The organism is Paraburkholderia sartisoli (assembly GCF_900107685.1).
GTDB lineage: Bacteria > Pseudomonadota > Gammaproteobacteria > Burkholderiales > Burkholderiaceae > Paraburkholderia > Paraburkholderia sartisoli.
In genome coordinates this window covers 827,874-844,470 of sequence record NZ_FNRQ01000002.1, presented here as the reverse complement: position 1 = coordinate 844,470, position 16,597 = coordinate 827,874, and the positions used below count along the sequence as shown (strand labels likewise).

At 66.1% G+C, this 16,597-nt stretch carries 17 protein-coding genes; 6 read left to right on the top strand and 11 right to left on the bottom strand.

Annotated elements, in window-relative coordinates; all coding sequences use genetic code 11:
• Positions 1-18: 18 nt before the first annotated feature.
• Both dtd and BLV45_RS11025 read left to right on the top strand, forming a co-directional pair.
• On the top strand, positions 19-477 hold the full coding sequence (dtd, locus tag BLV45_RS11030; protein ID WP_090532664.1) for a D-aminoacyl-tRNA deacylase: 459 nt from the start codon (positions 19-21) through the stop codon (positions 475-477).
• 75 nt (positions 478-552) lie between these two features.
• The gene (locus BLV45_RS11025) at positions 553-1,212 is read left to right on the top strand and encodes a histidine phosphatase family protein (RefSeq protein WP_090532663.1); all 660 of its coding nucleotides are present in this window, start codon (positions 553-555) and stop codon (positions 1,210-1,212) included.
• 58 nt (positions 1,213-1,270) lie between these two features.
• On the opposite strand, the gene BLV45_RS11020 is transcribed toward BLV45_RS11025, so the two are convergent.
• The 9 genes from BLV45_RS11020 to BLV45_RS10980 all read right to left on the bottom strand — a co-directional run bounded on the left by BLV45_RS11020 (position 1,271) and on the right by BLV45_RS10980 (position 10,651).
• Positions 1,271-2,203 (bottom strand): oxygenase MpaB family protein, encoded by a 933-nt coding sequence (locus BLV45_RS11020; RefSeq protein ID WP_090532659.1) that lies wholly within the window; start codon positions 2,201-2,203, stop codon positions 1,271-1,273.
• 45 nt (positions 2,204-2,248) lie between these two features.
• Positions 2,249-3,313, bottom strand: a complete 1,065-nt coding sequence (gene ruvB, locus BLV45_RS11015; protein WP_090532657.1) for a Holliday junction branch migration DNA helicase RuvB — start codon at positions 3,311-3,313, stop codon at positions 2,249-2,251.
• Positions 3,314-3,433: 120 nt separating this feature from the next.
• Entirely contained in the window at positions 3,434-4,015 is a 582-nt protein-coding gene (gene ruvA, locus BLV45_RS11010) for a Holliday junction branch migration protein RuvA (RefSeq protein WP_090532655.1), read from the bottom strand.
• Between the two features lie 152 nt (positions 4,016-4,167).
• Complete coding sequence (gene ruvC, locus BLV45_RS11005) at positions 4,168-4,710, bottom strand: crossover junction endodeoxyribonuclease RuvC (RefSeq protein ID WP_090532653.1); 543 nt, start codon at positions 4,708-4,710, stop codon at positions 4,168-4,170.
• 235 nt (positions 4,711-4,945) lie between these two features.
• Complete coding sequence (gene purH / locus BLV45_RS11000) at positions 4,946-6,511, bottom strand: bifunctional phosphoribosylaminoimidazolecarboxamide formyltransferase/IMP cyclohydrolase (protein WP_090532651.1); 1,566 nt, start codon at positions 6,509-6,511, stop codon at positions 4,946-4,948.
• Positions 6,512-6,565: 54 nt separating this feature from the next.
• The gene (locus BLV45_RS10995; RefSeq protein ID WP_090532649.1) at positions 6,566-6,799 is read right to left on the bottom strand and encodes a Fis family transcriptional regulator; all 234 of its coding nucleotides are present in this window, start codon (positions 6,797-6,799) and stop codon (positions 6,566-6,568) included.
• A complete protein-coding gene (gene dusB / locus BLV45_RS10990) occupies positions 6,796-7,851 on the bottom strand; it encodes a tRNA dihydrouridine synthase DusB (RefSeq protein ID WP_090532647.1) in 1,056 nt (351 codons plus the stop codon). The genes BLV45_RS10995 and dusB overlap by 4 nt, the downstream gene beginning before the upstream one ends.
• Positions 7,852-8,044: 193 nt before the next feature.
• Complete coding sequence (locus BLV45_RS10985) at positions 8,045-9,238, bottom strand: UbiH/UbiF/VisC/COQ6 family ubiquinone biosynthesis hydroxylase (protein ID WP_090532646.1); 1,194 nt, start codon at positions 9,236-9,238, stop codon at positions 8,045-8,047.
• Between the two features lie 15 nt (positions 9,239-9,253).
• Positions 9,254-10,651, bottom strand: coding sequence for an aminopeptidase P N-terminal domain-containing protein (locus BLV45_RS10980; RefSeq protein ID WP_090532645.1), 1,398 nt, complete (start codon positions 10,649-10,651; stop codon positions 9,254-9,256).
• Between the two features lie 206 nt (positions 10,652-10,857).
• Between BLV45_RS10980 and BLV45_RS10975 the strand changes: the two genes are divergently transcribed.
• Positions 10,858-11,469: a glutathione S-transferase C-terminal domain-containing protein gene (locus tag BLV45_RS10975; RefSeq protein ID WP_090532642.1), complete on the top strand. Its 612-nt coding sequence runs from the start codon at positions 10,858-10,860 to the stop codon at positions 11,467-11,469.
• A 21-nt stretch (positions 11,470-11,490) separates the two neighbouring features.
• On the opposite strand, the gene BLV45_RS10970 is transcribed toward BLV45_RS10975, so the two are convergent.
• Complete coding sequence (locus tag BLV45_RS10970) at positions 11,491-12,885, bottom strand: sensor histidine kinase (RefSeq protein ID WP_090532640.1); 1,395 nt, start codon at positions 12,883-12,885, stop codon at positions 11,491-11,493.
• Positions 12,875-13,552 (bottom strand): response regulator, encoded by a 678-nt coding sequence (locus tag BLV45_RS10965; protein WP_090532638.1) that lies wholly within the window; start codon positions 13,550-13,552, stop codon positions 12,875-12,877. Before BLV45_RS10965 ends, BLV45_RS10970 begins: the two co-directional genes overlap by 11 nt.
• Positions 13,553-13,788: 236 nt before the next feature.
• Between BLV45_RS10965 and BLV45_RS10960 the strand changes: the two genes are divergently transcribed.
• From BLV45_RS10960 to BLV45_RS10950, 3 genes are read left to right on the top strand one after another with little or no spacing between them, the layout of a single operon-like run.
• A complete protein-coding gene (locus BLV45_RS10960; protein ID WP_090532636.1) occupies positions 13,789-14,805 on the top strand; it encodes an ABC transporter substrate-binding protein in 1,017 nt (338 codons plus the stop codon).
• Positions 14,806-14,850: 45 nt separating this feature from the next.
• Positions 14,851-15,645, top strand: a complete 795-nt coding sequence (locus tag BLV45_RS10955; RefSeq protein WP_090532634.1) for an ABC transporter ATP-binding protein — start codon at positions 14,851-14,853, stop codon at positions 15,643-15,645.
• A gap of 27 nt (positions 15,646-15,672) precedes the next feature.
• Complete coding sequence (locus tag BLV45_RS10950; protein WP_090532633.1) at positions 15,673-16,539, top strand: ABC transporter permease; 867 nt, start codon at positions 15,673-15,675, stop codon at positions 16,537-16,539.
• Positions 16,540-16,597: the final 58 nt, after the last annotated feature.

Sequence of the window (16,597 nt, the reverse complement as noted above, 5' to 3'; positions counted from 1 at the left end):
CGTATCAGGGAATCCGGCGTGATCGCGCTGATTCAACGCGTGCGGCGCGCCAGCGTGTGCGTTGGCGATCGCGTGACGGGCGAGATCGGGGCGGGCCTGCTGGCGCTCGTCTGTGCGGAGCGCGGCGATACCGATGCCGTCGCCGACAAACTGCTCGCGAAGCTGCTCGGCTACCGTGTGTTCAGCGACGCCGCGGGCAAGATGAACCTGTCCGTGCAGAACATCGACGGAGCGGGCGGTGCGGGCGGCCTGCTGCTCGTGTCGCAGTTCACGCTCGCCGCCGATACCAACAGTGGCCTGCGCCCGAGCTTCACGCCCGCCGCGCCGCCCGACGAGGGCCGCCGTCTCTTCGACTATTTCGTCGCCGCCGCGCGTGCGAAGCATCCGGTTGTCGAGACCGGCGAGTTCGGCGCCGACATGCAGGTGTCGCTCGTCAACGACGGCCCGGTCACGTTCTGGCTTCAGACACGTCCCTGAAGACCCAGCGCGGCGTCTCGCATTGCCGTTTTTTGCGACAATGACGCTTCTGCATCCGACCAGGGCGTGTATCCGATGACCACGCAGATTCTCTTCATCCGCCACGGCGAGACCGACTGGAACCGCATCAAGCGCATCCAGGGGCACACCGACATTCCACTGGCAACGCATGGTATCGAACAGGCCCGCAAGCTGGCGAAACGGCTTGCACGCGAGGCGGAGCAGGGCGCGCGGCTGGACGCGATCTATTCGAGCGACCTGATGCGTGCGCAACAAACCGCGCAACCCATCGCCGATGCGCTCGGCATGCGGATCGAGCTGCGCGACGGTTTGCGCGAGCGTTCGTTTGGCGCGTTTCAGGGACACGACAGCGACGAGATCGCCGTGCGTTTTCCGGACGAATACGCGCATTGGCAAACCCGCGATCCTGGCTTCACGCCGCCGGCAGGCGAATCGATGCGCATGTTTTATCACCGCGTCGTCCACGCGATCGAACCGCTTGTCGCGGCGCACCCGGATGGCCGGATCGCGTGCGTGGCGCACGGCGGCGTGCTCGATTGCGTGTACCGGTTCGCGAACAGCCTGCCGCTCGATGCACCGCGTAACTATGCGCTGCTCAACACGAGCGTGAACGTCGTGAACTTCGACGGCGGGGTGGCGGCGGTCGTATCGTGGGCCGATGTCGAACATCTCGGTGGAACTAGCGATGACGACGGTTTCCGAAAGGTGCTGTAGCGCGCGTCAGGTTGTGCTCGCCACCTGTCGACGCGTAAAGCCTCACGTCTGATCAGGCTCATCCGCGCGGCGTCGCCACACGCCGGCGTGCGCGCTTCGATACGCCATTCACCAGTGCCCAGCGCATCACCGGCGCGACGAGTTTCACGCCCGGTCGCACCAGCGCGCGTCGCACGCCGGCGAACGTGTCGAACCCGAGCATCGCCTTCGCCCATGGCGGCAGCAGGTCGACGCCTGCGTTGAGTATCAGGGCGCCTGCCGGCCGCATCATCGCGCCTGGCGGCCGCGCGTTCATCAGGATTCTCACGACTTCACGCGTACGCGAACTGGCCTCCAGTTCGGGCTGCATCGCGATCAGGTACGCGTCGATTTCAGCTCGCGAACGGGGAACCCCCGTGGCGCCGAGCATTTCGGCGATGCGCGCCGTCTCGGCAAGGTACTGATCCTGCGCCTCGCCCGGCAGGGCCGGGTTCACGTAGTGCAGGTGAGCGGTGAGGAAGCTCGATACTTCCGCGACATGCACCCACGTCAGCAGTGCAGGATCACTTGCGCGATACGGGCGGCCATCTGGCGCCGTGCCGGTCACGCCGAGATGGATCCGCTTCACACGCTCGATCAGGGTGAGCGCATCACGTTGATTGCCGTAAGTCGTGCCGGCGATAAACGTCGCGGTGCGGCGCAGGCGGCCGAGAATGTCGGTGCGAAACGACGAGTGATCCCATACGCCGGCCAGCGCCAGCGGGTGCAGCGCCTGCAACAACAACGCGCTAACGCCGCCCGCCATCATCGACGTGAAGTCGGCGTGGACTTTCCAGCAGACGGCATCGGGACCAAACAGCCCCGGATCGCCGGGCGGCGACGAATAGTCGAGCGACGGGCCGCTGCCGCTTGTCAGATGGGTGACGCCGGCCGCGAGCCTCGTGCGGACACGTTTTGCCACCAGCGCGGCGAAACTCGCGCGATCGTTCGGCTGGCTGGCTTGATCTGACATCGGCGGAATACTCCTGCCCGGGACATCGTTCGCGCGCCCCGAGGATCAGGGCGCGCCCGAATCCCAAAGGTCGCGCACCGGGCTCGATGACTCCGGCGCGGACAGGCCGAAGTGCCGATACGTCAGCAACGTCGCCACGCGGCCGCGCGGCGTGCGTTGCAGGAAGCCCTGCTGGATCAGGTACGGTTCGAGCACGTCTTCGATCGTATCGCGCTCTTCGCCGATCGCGGCTGCCAGGTTGTCGACGCCCACCGGGCCGCCGTCGAACTTGTGCAGGATCGCTTCGAGCAACTTGCGGTCCATCAGGTCGAAGCCGACCGGATCGACATCGAGCATCTCGAGCGCCGCGTCGGCGACTTTCGCGGTGATGTTGCCGTCCGCTTTCACTTCCGCGAAATCGCGCACGCGCCGCAGCAGGCGGTTCGCGATCCGCGGCGTGCCGCGTGCGCGCTTTGCGATTTCAAACGCGCCATCCGGATGAATCTGCGCGCCCAGCAACGATGCCGACCGGCTGACGATGCGCGCAAGCTCCTCGGCGTTGTAGAACTCCAGCCGCGCGACGATACCGAAACGGTCGCGCAACGGATTCGTCAGCATGCCGGCGCGCGTCGTGGCGCCGACCAGCGTGAACGGCTGGAGATCGAGCTTCACGCTGCGCGCGGCCGGACCTTCGCCGATCATGATGTCGATCTGGTAATCCTCCAGCGCCGGATACAGGATTTCCTCGACGACCGGCGAGAGCCGGTGGATTTCGTCGATGAAAAGCACGTCGTTTGCTTCGAGATTGGTCAGCAGCGCCGCGAGGTCGCCCGCGCGCTCGAGCACGGGCCCGGATGTCTGCCGAAGATTGACCCCCATTTCACGCGCGATGATGTGCGCGAGCGTGGTCTTGCCGAGACCCGGCGGCCCGAACAGCAGCACGTGGTCGAGCGATTCGGAGCGGCGCCTTGCCGCTTCGATAAAGATCTCGAGCTGGCCGCGTACCTTTTCCTGTCCGACGTATTCGTCGAGCTGGCGCGGGCGCAACGCGCGTTCGAACGCTTCTTCGTTCGGCGACGTGGGCGTGGCGGCGATGATGCGTTCGGCGGCGAGTTTGTCGGTTTCGATCATGCAGACATTGTACCGCGCGATGCCCGCCGCGAAAGCTGGCCGAACGGCCAGGGTGCAAAGCGCGAGGCGGCGTGCGAAGCTTTAACCGTCGTCGCGTTGAAGCGGACCCTGGGCGTGCTGTCAGCCCTTCGACAATGCTTTCAGCGCGAGCTTGATGCCGTCGGAAACGCCGGTGCCGGCCGGTACGTTCTTGATGGCCGCCAACCCTTCTTTTTCGGAGTAACCCAATGCGAGCAGTGCGTTCAGGATATCGCCGGCGTGACCGGATGCGGAGGCCGCGCTCGCCATCGCGCCCAGATCGGCGCCGAGCTTGCCCTTCAGTTCCAGCAGCAGGCGTTCGGCCGTTTTCTTGCCGATGCCAGGAACGCGTGTGAGGCGCGCGGCGTCCTGCAACGTGACGGCCTGGCCGAGTTCATGAACGCTCATGCCGGAGAGCACGGCGAGCGCCATCCGTGCGCCGATACCGCTGATCTTCAGCAGCTCGCGGAACGTCGTGCGTTCCTGGGCGGTGCCGAAGCCGTACAGCAGCTGCGCGTCTTCCCGCACGATCATCTGCGTGAGAAGAACCACGCGCTCGCCGGTTGCCGGCAGGTTATAGAACGTGCTCATCGGCACGTCGACTTCGTAGCCGACGCCGTTGCAGTCGACGAGCAGATGCGGCGGATTCTTTTCCAGCAGGACGCCGGCAATGCGACCGATCATGGTGAGTTCGATGGTGAAGTAAAGCGCGAGTGTAGCGCAGCGCGTCTTGCGGCAGGGCGGCTACGGTGAGGGCCCGGGTGAAGCGGCGTGAATGCGGGTTGATCGCGGCGTGCCTGCTGTGTCCGCGCAACGCACGGCGCGGTGGCTTCGTTTCAGCCGACGAGCCGCCCACGCCGCACGCGCAACCCTTTCTTCGCCAGCGAAGGCGCGAGGCCACCGAGCGTGCTCAGCGTGCTGCCGCCGTGCGCGTGGCAGATCGCCATGCCGAGCGCATCGGCGGCGTCGGTGCCTGGCACGCCGGAAAGGCTTAGCAGGCGCGCGACCATCTGCTGCATCTGCTCCTTGGTGGCGCGTCCGTAGCCGACCACTGCCTGCTTCAGTTGCAGCGCGGTGTACTCGGCGACCGGTACGCCGCCCGCCACCAGCCCGCAGATCGCGGCGCCGCGCGCCTGGCCCAGCAGCAGCGTGGATTGCGGGTTGACGTTGACGAACACCTTTTCGATCGCCGACTGATCGGGCGCGTGCTGACGGATCAGCGTCGAGATACCGTCGAAGATCGTGCCGAGGCGCGATGGCAGATCGGCATCGGCCGTCTTGATGACGCCGCTCGCGACGTAGGTCAGTTGATGGCCAGTCTGGTCGATCACGCCAAAGCCGGTGACGCGCAAACCAGGGTCGATGCCGAGAATTCTCATGAGGTGCGATGTGGAACAAGTGCTTGCGATACTACAACGAACAGGCGGCAATGCGGGCGGTGGGGTGGGCGGCGTGGCAATAAATGCCGCGAGAGCGGAGATGTGGAAGCGCAGGCTGCGTCGTGTATGGCCCAAGGAAAACGGCCCGACAGGAAAACCTGTCGGGCCGTTCCGGGTCAAGCCATCAAGCCGGGGCTGTTCGCCGTATCCGGCGATTCCGGCAAGCCAGCCTGAATCAATGGCGGAAGTGACGCACGCCCGTCAGCACCATCGCGATGTTGTGTTCGTCGGCGGCGGCGACCACTTCGTCGTCGCGCATCGAGCCGCCCGGCTGGATCACGCACGTCGCGCCCGCGGCGACGACCACGTCGAGGCCGTCGCGGAACGGGAAGAACGCATCGGACGCCACGGCCGAGCCGGTCAGCGTCAATCCGGCGTTCTGCGCCTTGATGCTCGCGATGCGCGCCGAATCCACGCGGCTCATCTGGCCCGCGCCGACGCCAAGCGTCATGCCGTTGCCGCAGAACACGATCGCGTTCGACTTCACGTATTTCGCGACGCGCCATGCGAAGAGCAGGTCGTCCATTTCCTTCGGCGTCGGGTGGCGTTTCGTGGCGACGCGCAGTTCGCGCGGCTGCACGTTGCGCGAATCGAGCGATTGCACCAGCAGACCGCCGCCCACACGCTTCAGGTCGAATGTGTTGTGACCGTCGCCGGGCGCGATTTCGAGCAGACGCACGTTCTGCTTCGCCGTGAACACCTGGCGTGCGGCCGCGCTGAACGACGGCGCGATCAGCACTTCGACGAACTGCTTCGCGACGGCCAGCGCCGCCGCTTCGTCGACTTCGCGGTTAAACGCGATGATGCCGCCGAACGCGGAAGTCGGATCGGTCTGGAACGCCTTCGCGTACGCTTCGTTCGCGTCCGCGCCGATCGCCACGCCACACGGGTTCGCGTGCTTGATGATCACGCACGCCGGCACGTCGAACGTCTTCACGCATTCCCACGCCGCGTCGCTGTCCGCGATGTTGTTGTAGGACAGTTCCTTGCCCTGCAGCTGGTTGTAGTTCGCAAGCGCGCCCGCCGGCACCACCAGGTCGCGGTAGAACGCCGCGCTCTGGTGCGGGTTTTCGCCGTAACGCAGATCCTGCACCTTGTCGAACGCCAGGTTGAACGTCGCCGGATACGTGTTGCGCGACGAGTGTTGCAGTTCTTCGGTGAGGCTCGTCAGGTAGTTCGTGATCGCGCCGTCGTACTGCGCCGTGTGCGCGAACACCTTGGTGGCGAGACGGAAGTTCGTCTTGTAGCCGACCGAATTGGCGTTTGCGCGCATTTCGTCGAGCACCACCGCGTAATCCGCCGGATCGACCACGACCGTCACATCGCGATGGTTCTTCGCGGCCGAGCGCAGCATCGTCGGGCCGCCGATGTCGATGTTCTCGATTGCGTCTTCCAGCGAGCACTCGGCCTTCGACACGGTCTGCACGAACGGGTACAGGTTCACGACGAGCAGGTCGATCGTCGGGATGTCGTGTTTCTCAAGCGCGGCCATGTGTTCCGGCAGGTCGCGGCGCGCGAGAATGCCGCCGTGAACCTTCGGGTGCAGCGTTTTCACGCGGCCGTCGAGCATTTCCGGAAAGCCGGTGTAATCGGCGACTTCGGTCACCGCGAGACCCGCGTCCGCGAGCAGTTTCGCGGTGCCGCCGGTCGACAGGATCCTGACGCCGAGGTCCGACAGCGATTGGGCGAAATCGACGATGCCGGTCTTGTCGGAAACGGAGATGAGCGCTTGCTTGATCATGATGAGAAAGCCGGGGAGAGACGTGACGGGGCGCGTGAAGTGACGACGGATCCGCTACAGCAAACCGTGCTGTTGCAGCTTCTTGCGCAGCGTATTGCGGTTGATGCCGAGATACTCGGCGGCCAGCGACTGGTTGCCGCCCGCCTGCTCGAGCACCACCTCGAGCATCGGTTTTTCTACGCACGACACGACCATGTCGTAAATATCGTGCGGGTTCGAGCCGTCGAGATCCTGGAAGTACATGTCCAGGCTGTCGCGGACGCATCGTTCGATGTTGTGTCTGCTCATGCTGCCAGTCGGTCGTTATTGTCCAGCTCGCCGACCGTGTCCTCGACGTAGATGAGGCGGTCGGAAACCGCCTTTTGGGCGTCGAAAAATTCGTTGACGGCGAGCAGTTGTTCGCGCGTGGTGTCCAGCGTATTCATGCGGTGCCGGAACACGTTGGCGCCAGAAAGGCCGCGAGTGTACCAGCCGATATGCTTGCGTGCAGTGCGCACGCCGGTGAATTCGCCATAGAACGCGTAGTGATCTTCCAGGTGTTCGTTCATCACCTGCTGGATCTCGTCGATGCGCGGGGGCGGCAGCAGTTCGCCCGTCTGCAGGAAATGTTCGATCTCGCGGAAGAGCCACGGGCGACCCTGCGCCGCGCGGCCGATCATGATGGCGTCGGCGCCCGTGGCGGCCAGCACGTCGCGGGCCTTCTGCGGCGTGGCGATGTCGCCGTTCGCGACCACTGGAATGCGCACCGCGCCCTTCACGGCGGCGATGGTTTCGTATTCGGCGTCGCCGTGATACAGGTCGGCACGCGTGCGGCCGTGTACCGTCAGCATCGAGATGCCCGCGTTTTCGGCGAGCCGCGCGATGTTGAGCGCATTCCGGTTGTCGCGGTTCCAGCCCGTGCGGATTTTCAGCGTGACGGGCACCGCATCGGGGCCGGTGCCCACCGCGCCCACGACGGCCTCGACGATCTGCTGAACCAGCGGTTCGTTCTGCAGCAGCGCGGAGCCCGCGGCGACGTTGCACACCTTCTTGGCCGGACAGCCCATGTTGATGTCGATGATCTGCGCGCCGTTCGCGACGTTGTAGCGCGCCGCTTCGGCCATCATCTCCGGATCGGCGCCGGCGATCTGCACGGCGATCGGTTCGACTTCGCCCGCGTGGTTCGCGCGGCGCATGGTTTTCTCGCTTTTCCACAACTGCGCGTTCGACGCCACCATCTCCGAGACGGCATAGCCCGCGCCCAGCCGCTTGCACAGCTGGCGGAACGGCCGGTCCGTCACGCCGGCCATCGGGGCGACGAACAGGTTGTTGCGCAGATTGTGCGAACCGAGAATGGGCATGACGGAAGCGTTCTCGCGCGATCGTGGCCGATCCGCGCGATGGCGAGGTACGTAGGAAAACAGCCATTTTACCGTTAACGGGTTCCTGACAGACGACTTGCCAGGGACGTAAGCCATTAAATCTTCCATGCAAGCGCCTTCGCTACGGACCGGCGCGCCGGCAGCCCACCGGGCGCGCGGGCCGCGCCGGCGCTCAGCGGCGCTGGCCGAACATCATTTGCCGCGCGAGCGCGGTCTTGACCGGCGGCAGGAATTCGAGCGCGGTCAGCGCGAGCCCGCGCAGCGTGGCGAGCGGCGGGAAGTCGACGGTGAAGAGGCGCGCAAGGGTGTCGGTGGCGCCGATCGTCAGGCGGCGGTCGAGCGAGCGGCGCGCCGCGAAGGCGGCCAGCGCGAGCGGCGTGGCGCCGTGCTGCGCGAGCGCGTCGACGAGCGCGTGCGCGTCGCGCAAGCCCAGGTTCAGCCCTTGTCCCGCGACCGGATGCAATGTCTGCGCGGCGTTGCCGATCGCGACGACGCGGCCCTTGACGAGCGTGTCGACGGCATTCAGGCCGAGCGGGAACGACGCGCGGCCCTTGATCTGCGTGAAGGCGCCCATGCGGTCGCCAAACGCCGCGCCGAGCGCCTGCAGGAATGCGGCGTCGTCGAGTTGCGCGAGGCGGGCGGCTTCATCCGGCGAACTGCACCAGACGAGCGCGTAATCCGCGCCGCGCACGCCGCCCATCGGCAGCAGCGCAATCGGGCCGCCCGGGGTGAAGCGTTCCCACGCGACGTGCGGCTGCGGCGCCGACACCGTGACCGTGCCGACCAGCGCGGTCTGCCCGTAGTCGCGCGAGGCGCCGTTACCGCTCTTCTGCTCGTGATAGAGGCCGCCTTCCGCGTTGACGAGAATCCGCGTGCGCACCGTGCGTTTCACGTGCGCGCTTTCCAGCGGCAACGTGACGCCATCGTGCTCCTGCGTGGACGGCAGCGCCGACGTGGAGCGCAACCAGTGTACCGGCGTCTCGCGCACCGTTTCATCGAGCGCATGCACGATCGAGCCATAGCGCAGCACATAGCCGAGCGCGGGCAGGTCGTGCTCGGCGTGATCGATGACCGTGCGGCCGAAGTGGCCGCGCTGCGACACGTGAATCCGCTGGATCGCAGTGGCGTCGCCGGGCCAGCGCAGCGGCTCGAGGATCATCCGGCTGCCATGCGACACCGCGATCGCGCGCGGGTCGGACACGGCATCGGCGGGGGCGCGCGCGTCGATCAAAGCGACGGAAAGCGCGCGCGTCGCGCTGCGCCGCGAGAGCCAGCCCGCAAGCGCGAGGCCGACCGGGCCCGCGCCCACGATGGCGATGTCGAAATCGAACGGCGATTCCGTTGCCGGTTGGGCTACTTCATTCATTCCTGCGTTCCTGTCCTATACCGCGCCGACCTGCGCGGCCTGCATCAGCGCCTCGATCTCGTCCGCCTTGACCGGCACGTCGCGCGTCAGCAGCTCGCAGCCCGTTTCGGTGACGACCGCGTCGTCTTCGATGCGGATGCCGATGTTCCAGTAGCGCTCGGGTACCTTGTCCGACGCGCGGATGTAGAGACCCGGTTCGACCGTCAGCGTCATCGATGGCTGCAAGGTGCGCCACGGCAGCGCGCCGGTTTCGTCCGGCGGTGCGCCGCGCTCCCGGTAGTCGCCGCAATCGTGTACGTCCATGCCGAGCCAGTGACCCGTGCGGTGCATGTAGAACGGCGCATAGGCGCGCTCCGCGATGACTTCGTCGACGCCAGCAAAGAGCCCGCGCTCGAGAATGCCCGTGTCGAGCAGACCTTGCGACAGCACGCGCAAGGCCGCCTGATGCGGCGCGTCGAACGTCGCGCCCGGGCGCGTGGCGTCGATCGCCGCCTGCTGCGCGGCGTGTACGATGTCATACAGTTCGCGCTGCGCCGGCGTGAATTTTCCGCTGGCGGGAAACGTGCGCGTGATGTCGGACGCATAGCCGTCGAGTTCGCACGCGGCATCGATCAGGATCAGGTCGTTTTCCTGCGCGATCGCGTTGCCGGCGGGGTAGTGCAGCACGCACGCGTTCGGGCCGGCCGCGACGATCGAGCCATACGCCGGCGCCTGCGCACCGTGTTTGCGAAACGTGTAGAGCAGCTCCGCCTCGAGTTCGTACTCGCGCACGCCAGGCCGGCAGGCGGCCATCGCCCGGCGGTGCGCCCCGGCCGAAATCCGGCCGGCGCGACGCATGATCGCGAGTTCGTGCGCGTCCTTGAAGAGGCGCATTTCGTCGAGCACGGGCAGCAGGTCGTGAACCGCCGCGGGCGCGCTCACGCCGCTGCGGCCCTGCGCGCGGACGGCTTCGAGCCAGCCGCGCACCTGGCCGTCGAGCGCAGCCGAAGCGCCGAGCGCGTAGTGCAGCGCGGGCTTGTTCGCGATCACGCGCGGCAGTTGCGCGTCGATTTCGTCGAAGGCGAAAGCGGCATCGAACCCAAACGCCTCGCGCGCGCCTTCGGGCCCGAAGCGAAAGCCTTCCCACGTTTCGCGCTCGACGTTTTTCGCGCGGCAGAAGAGGATTGAAGCGGGCGCGTCCGGCCCGGCGCTCGCGTCCAGCACGAGCAGCGCCTCGGGCTCCGTGAAGCCTGTCAGGTAATAGAAATAGCTGTCGTGCCGGTACGGATAGTCGGCGTCACGGTTCCTCAGCGCCTCGGGCGCGGTGGGTACGATGGCGACGCCGCCGCCATTCGCGCGCAGCGTGGCGAGCACGCGCTCGCGGCGCTTGCGGTAGACGTCGACGGCAATCTGGGGTTCGGTCAGCGGGTTCATCGTGCGATTGTAGCGCCCAATGCCCGCGGAGGCCGGCCAGCGGGCGCTGCGTTAGCCATCCGGCCAGCTCGACCCCGGCGCGTCGCCGGCGCAATGTTGCAATCCGTCCACAGCGCCGTGCGGCGCGCATCACAAGACGCCAGGCGGCGTCGGGATCGACTCAAACCAACGTTATACTTCCGCCGGATTCCAAACAGGGCAGTGTCATGAAACTCATTGGTTCGTTTGCCAGTCCGTTTGTCCGCAAGGCGCGGATCGTGCTCGCCGAAAAGAAGATCGACTATCAGCTGGTGCTCGAGAACGTCTGGGCGCCGGAAACCACGATTCACACCTTCAACCCGCTCGGCAAGGTGCCGTGTCTCGTGATGGACGACGGCGAAGCGGTCTTCGATTCGCGCGTGATCTGCGAGTACGTCGATACGCTGTCGCCGGTCGGCAAGCTGATTCCGCAGCCGGGCCGCGAGCGTATCGAGGTGCGTTGCTGGGAGGCGCTCGCGGACGGCATGCTGGACGCCGCCGTCCTGATCCGCGTGGAAAGCACGCAGCGCGCGGAGGAACATCGCAGCGAAGCCTGGATTGCGCGGCAGCGGCACAAGATCGACGACGGTCTGGCGGCGATGTCGCGCGGGCTCGGCAGCAAGACCTGGTGTACCGGCAATCACTACACGCTCGCGGACATCGCGGTCGGTTGCGCGCTCGGCTATCTGGATTTCCGCTTGCCCGAGCTGAACTGGCGCGACCCGTATCCCGATCTCGACCGGCACTTCCAGAAGCTGTCGCTGCGCCAGTCGTTCATCGATACCGTGCCGTCAATCTGAGCCTGCATCTGGCGCCCCGGGTCATGCCTCGGGTTGCGCCGGGCTTCGCGCCGCGGCGAGCGTCACGGTCGCGGTCACGCCGCGGCCGCCCGCGCCGGGCTCGAGCGTGATCTCGCCGCGATGCGCCTGCACGATCTCGCGGACGATTGCAAGGCCAAGGCCGGTGCCTTCGGTATCGGCGGAGGCACGGTAGAACGGCTCGAACACCCGGCTGCGCGCTTCGGGCGCAATGCCGGGTCCATCGTCCGATACCACCAGCGTGACCGTCGCGCCGTCGGTGCGGACGGCCACCGTCACATGGCCGCCCGCCTGCGTATAGCGGATCGCGTTTTCCGCGAGATTCGCGACCAGCGCTGACAGCAATCCCGGATGGCCGGTCACCGGCGCCGGTCCATCGAGTTCAGCCCCCAGGTCGATTTCCCGCGTCTGCGCGAGGAGCGCGAGATCTTCGGCCACGTCTTTCGCAATCGCGGCGAGGTCGGCGGGTTCGCTCGCGAGCCGGGTGTAGTCAGCCGCCTCGGCCTGCGCGAGCAGCAGCAGCTTGTTGGTGAGACCCACCATCGACCGGTTGCTGCGGTGCATCGCCGCGAGCGCTTCGGCGAGCCCGGGCTCGATGCCGCCGTGCTGGCGCGCGAACTGCAGCTGGGTGCCAAGCAGCGTGAGCGGCGTGCGCAACTGATGCGCGGCATCCGCGATGAAGCGCCGCTGCGCGGCCACCTGCACGCCGAGGCGCGCGATGCATTGATTGATGGCGTCGACGATCGGCCGCAGTTCCGTATGGAGCCGCTCGACGCGAATCGGCGCGAGCTGCATCGGATCGCGGTCGGCGACGTCGTCCTTCACTTTCATCAGCGGCCGCAGTTCGAACGTGAGACCGATGCACACGAGCGCCACCGCCAGCACGACCATTTCGATCTGCCGCACGAGTTGCGGTTGCCACAGTTGCTGCGCCATCGCGTCGCGCGAGCGCACGGTCTTGCCGACCGACACCAGCACGCGCCGCGTCGCGCCGTTGTCGTACATTTGCCGGACGAAGGCGACGGCGCGCACCGGCTGGCCGTGCAGGTCGGCGTCGTAATAATCGGGGGTGCTGGCAGTGCGGCGGCCGCTGCGCGGGAAATCCGGATTGCCGGCGAGCAGCCGGCCGCCCTCGACGCTCACGCTGTAGAACACCTGGTCGCCGTATGGCGACGCGAACACTTCGAGCGCCGCGGGGGGCACGTCGGCGCGCAGATAGCCGTCGACCCACGTCACGTCTCCGGCGATCATCCGCGCCGACGAAACCAGCTGGTTGTCCTGCACCAGATCCGCCGTGCGCCGTGCGTTCTCGTGTTCGGCCTTGCCGGTGACGAACACGTACAGCGCGAGCGGCACGAGCAGCCACCACAGCAGGCGCATGCGCAGGCTATTGGTCATCTTCTTTCTTGCGCAGCAGGTAGCCGAGCCCGCGCAGCGTGACGATCACGGCCGAACTGCCGTCGAGCTTCTTGCGCAGCCGCGAGATGTAGATTTCGACTGCGTCTTCGCTGGGTTCGTCGGAGAGCGTGAAGATCGCATCGACCAGCGCCGGTTTCGACACCGTCTTGCCGAGCCGCAGGATCAGCGTTTCGAGCACCGTGCGCTCGCGCGGCGTCACGTTGAGCGGCGCGCCCCGCAGCAGGAACTGGCGCGTGTCGATGTCGAACGTGAGATCGCCGCAGACTACCTCGCTCGCCTTCGAAGGCGTCTGCCGCCGGATCAGCACCTTGATGCGCGCGACCAGTTCACGCACTTCGAACGGCTTCACCAGATAGTCGTCCGCGCCGGCGCCGAGCAGCTCGACCTTTTCGTCGATCGAGCCGCTCGCGGTCAGGATCAGCACCGGCGTCGCGTCGCCGCGCTGGCGCAGGCGGCGCAGCACGTTCTTGCCCGAGAGCTTCGGCAGGTTCAGGTCCAGCAGCACGACGTCGTAGTGGTTCGTGCGCAGCAGCTGGTCGGCGGCGTCGCCGTCCTGCACCGCGTCGAGCGCGAACGTCTCGTGTTCGAGCATCTTCGCGAGCCAGTGCGCGAGCGTAGGGTTGTCTTCGATCAGCAGCAGCTTCATGGTGGCAACGGCGGGAATCAGGCCGTCGATTGTGCCGTAAAACGGGCGGTTTGCGCGCTTCCTTCATCCTTTGCCGCGGGCGACGGCACGTCCACGGCACGTCCACGGGTTAACACCCATGTTTTCCTGAAGGGCCAGAAAGCTCGCAGAAGGTTTCCGGTTCCTATAATCGGCCTCATTCACCAGAAAACGCCGCGCGTCACGATTGCGGCGAACCAACCTCAGGAGACTGCTTGATGCGTACCTTGCGCCAACTCGCCGTTGTGTCGGGCGTTGCCTTCGCCCTTGCCGCCGCCTCGACTGCTGCTCAAGCCGAGAAACTCACGATCATGGTCGGTGGCGCCACCAAGATCATCTATCTGCCCGCCAAGCTGACCGAACAGCTCGGCTATTTCAAGGACGAAGGGCTCGACGTCGAACTGCTGTCGCAGCCGGCGGGCGTCGATGCCGAAAACGAACTGCTCGCGGGCGCGGTGCAGGGCGTCGTGGGCTTCTACGACCACACCATCGACCTGCAGAGCAAGGGCAAGGAAATCGAGGCGCTCGTCGTCTTTGGCCAGGTGCCGGGCGAAGTCGAAATGGTGTCGACGAAGGCGTCCGCCACTGTCAAGAGCATGGCCGACGTGAAGGGCAAGACCCTCGGCGTGACGGGCCTCGGTTCGTCGACGGCCTTCCTCACGCAATATCTCGCGCAGCGCGGCGGTATTGCGTCGACGCAATACACGCTGCTGCCCGTCGGCGCCGGCAACAGTTTCATCGCGGCGATCCAGCAAAACCGTATCGACGCGGGCATGACGACCGAGCCGACCGTCTCGCAGCTGCTGAAGACCGGCGACGCGAAGGTGCTGGTCGACATGCGCACGCTCGACGGCACGCGGGCCGCGCTTGGCGGCACCTATCCGGCGTCGAGTTTCTACGTGCAGCGCGCGTGGGCCGAATCGCACAAGGACGAAGCGGGCAAGCTTGCCCGGGCGTTCGCGAAGACGCTGAACTTCATCGCGACGCACAGCGCCGAGGACATCGCCGCGAAGATGCCGAAGGACTACTACGGCAGCAACAAGGAACTGTACGTGGCGGCGCTGAAGGCGTCGCTGCCGATGTTCACGAAGGACGGCAAGATGCCCGCCGACGGCCCGCAAACGGTGCTGAAGGTGCTCTCCGCGTTCAATCCTTCGGTGAAGGGCAAGCACATCGATCTCGCGAAGACCTATACGGACGAGTTCGTGTCGACGCTCAAGACGGCGGCGAAGTAACGCGCCGGCAGACATTCGATTACCCAGCAACCCACGAGACAGGCGATGAATCAACCTTTGTCACACGGCACGCCAGCCATCGAGCTGCGCAACGTATCGTGCCGCTTCATTTCCCCCGACGGCAAGGCGACGATCGCGCTGCGCGACTTCAGCATGGCTGTCGCGCGGGGCGAGTTCGTCGCGATCGTCGGGCCGACGGGCTGCGGCAAATCGACGACGCTCAGCCTGATCACGGGCCTGCTGAAACCGACCACCGGCGAGGTGCGCGTGATGGGCGCGCCGGTGGACGGCATCGATCCGCGCATCGGCTTCGTGTTCCAGGCGGATGCCGTGTTCCCGTGGCGCTCGGTGCTCGACAACGTCGCGGCCGGTCCGCTGTATCGCGGCCGCTCGAAATCGGCCGCGCATGACGAAGCGAACGAATGGCTGCGCCGCGTCGGTCTCGACAAGTTCGGCAAGCATTATCCGCATCAGTTGTCGGGCGGCATGCGCAAGCGCGTCGCGCTTGCGCAGACGTTCATCAACAAGCCGGAAATCCTGCTGATGGACGAGCCGTTCTCGGCGCTCGACATGCAGACCCGCACGCTGATGCAGGACGAGCTGCTGCAGCTGTGGTCGGGCACGGGCTCGGTGGTGTTCGTCACGCACGATATCGAGGAAGCGATCGCGCTCGCCGACCGGGTGTTCGTGCTGACCGCGCGGCCCGCCACGCTCAAGAAGGTGTACGAGGTCGATCTGCCGCGTCCGCGTGTCACGTCGGAGGTGCGTTATGACGCGCACTTCATCGACATTGCGCGCGACATCTGGCACGACCTGCGTGAAGAAGTCCAGATCGGTTAATCAGGAAAAAGCGGAGAAAGCGAGGCTATGTCTACTACCACTTCTCAACGGGCGATGCCTGCGGGCATCGATCCAGCGACGCTCGCCCAGGTCGAGCTCCTTGCGCAAAAGCGCATCCGCCAGCGCCACGCGCTGGTGATCGGCCTGCGCGTCGCGGTGCTGGTCGTCGTGCTCGGCGGCTGGGAACTGTTCGCGCGGCTCAAATGGATCGATCCGTTCTTCTTTTCGATGCCGTCGGCGATTTTCGACCAGATCATCGACTGGTTCGCGAACGGCACGTCACAGGGCCCGCTCCTGACGCAGGTCTGGGTGACGCTCGAAGAGACGATCATCGGGTTTCTCATCGGCGCGGCGGGCGGCATCGTCTGCGGGATCGTGCTCGGGCGCAACAAGCTGCTCTCGGACGTGTTCAGCCTGTACATCAAGATCGCCAACTCGATTCCGCGCGTGGTGCTCGGCTCGGTGTTCGTGATTGCACTCGGCCTCGGCATGGCGTCGAAGGTGGCGCTCGCGGTGGTGATGGTGTTCTTCGTCGTGTTCGCCAATGCGTTCCAGGGCGTGCGCGAAGCCGACCGCTACATGATCGCGAATGCGCAGATTCTGGGTGCGTCGCGCCGTCAGGTGACGACGTCGGTGGTGATTCCGTCGGCGCTCAGCTGGATTCTGGCGAGCCTGCACGTGAGCTTCGGCTTCGCGCTGGTTGGCGCGGTGGTCGGCGAGTTTCTCGGTTCGAAGCAGGGTATCGGGCTGCTGATCTCGACCGCGCAGGGCGCGTTCAACGCAAGCGGCGTGTTCGCGGCGATGATCGTGCTCGCGGTGGTCGCACTCGCGGCGGATTATCTGCTGACGGCGGTCGAGCATCGTCTGCTGAAGTGGCGGCCGACGCCGACGTGATCTTTCGCGGATGTCGCGTGTAGCGACAGGCAGGCTATGTGGCATAAAAGCGCGTGTC

Coding starts and splice junctions, on each gene's coding strand:
- BLV45_RS10955 (WP_090532634.1), top strand. CDS start 14,851: ATGAATCAACCTTTGTCACACGGCACGCCAGCCATCGAGCTGCGCAAC.
- purH (WP_090532651.1), bottom strand. CDS start 6,511: ATGATCAAGCAAGCGCTCATCTCCGTTTCCGACAAGACCGGCATCGTC.
- BLV45_RS10985 (WP_090532646.1), bottom strand. CDS start 9,238: ATGAATGAAGTAGCCCAACCGGCAACGGAATCGCCGTTCGATTTCGAC.
- BLV45_RS10965 (WP_090532638.1), bottom strand. CDS start 13,552: ATGAAGCTGCTGCTGATCGAAGACAACCCTACGCTCGCGCACTGGCTC.
- BLV45_RS10960 (WP_090532636.1), top strand. CDS start 13,789: ATGCGTACCTTGCGCCAACTCGCCGTTGTGTCGGGCGTTGCCTTCGCC.
- BLV45_RS10975 (WP_090532642.1), top strand. CDS start 10,858: ATGAAACTCATTGGTTCGTTTGCCAGTCCGTTTGTCCGCAAGGCGCGG.
- ruvB (WP_090532657.1), bottom strand. CDS start 3,313: ATGATCGAAACCGACAAACTCGCCGCCGAACGCATCATCGCCGCCACG.
- BLV45_RS10995 (WP_090532649.1), bottom strand. CDS start 6,799: ATGAGCAGACACAACATCGAACGATGCGTCCGCGACAGCCTGGACATG.
- BLV45_RS10950 (WP_090532633.1), top strand. CDS start 15,673: ATGTCTACTACCACTTCTCAACGGGCGATGCCTGCGGGCATCGATCCA.
- ruvC (WP_090532653.1), bottom strand. CDS start 4,710: ATGAGAATTCTCGGCATCGACCCTGGTTTGCGCGTCACCGGCTTTGGC.
- ruvA (WP_090532655.1), bottom strand. CDS start 4,015: ATGATCGGTCGCATTGCCGGCGTCCTGCTGGAAAAGAATCCGCCGCAT.
- BLV45_RS11025 (WP_090532663.1), top strand. CDS start 553: ATGACCACGCAGATTCTCTTCATCCGCCACGGCGAGACCGACTGGAAC.
- BLV45_RS11020 (WP_090532659.1), bottom strand. CDS start 2,203: ATGTCAGATCAAGCCAGCCAGCCGAACGATCGCGCGAGTTTCGCCGCG.
- BLV45_RS10970 (WP_090532640.1), bottom strand. CDS start 12,885: ATGACCAATAGCCTGCGCATGCGCCTGCTGTGGTGGCTGCTCGTGCCG.
- BLV45_RS10980 (WP_090532645.1), bottom strand. CDS start 10,651: ATGAACCCGCTGACCGAACCCCAGATTGCCGTCGACGTCTACCGCAAG.
- dusB (WP_090532647.1), bottom strand. CDS start 7,851: ATGCCCATTCTCGGTTCGCACAATCTGCGCAACAACCTGTTCGTCGCC.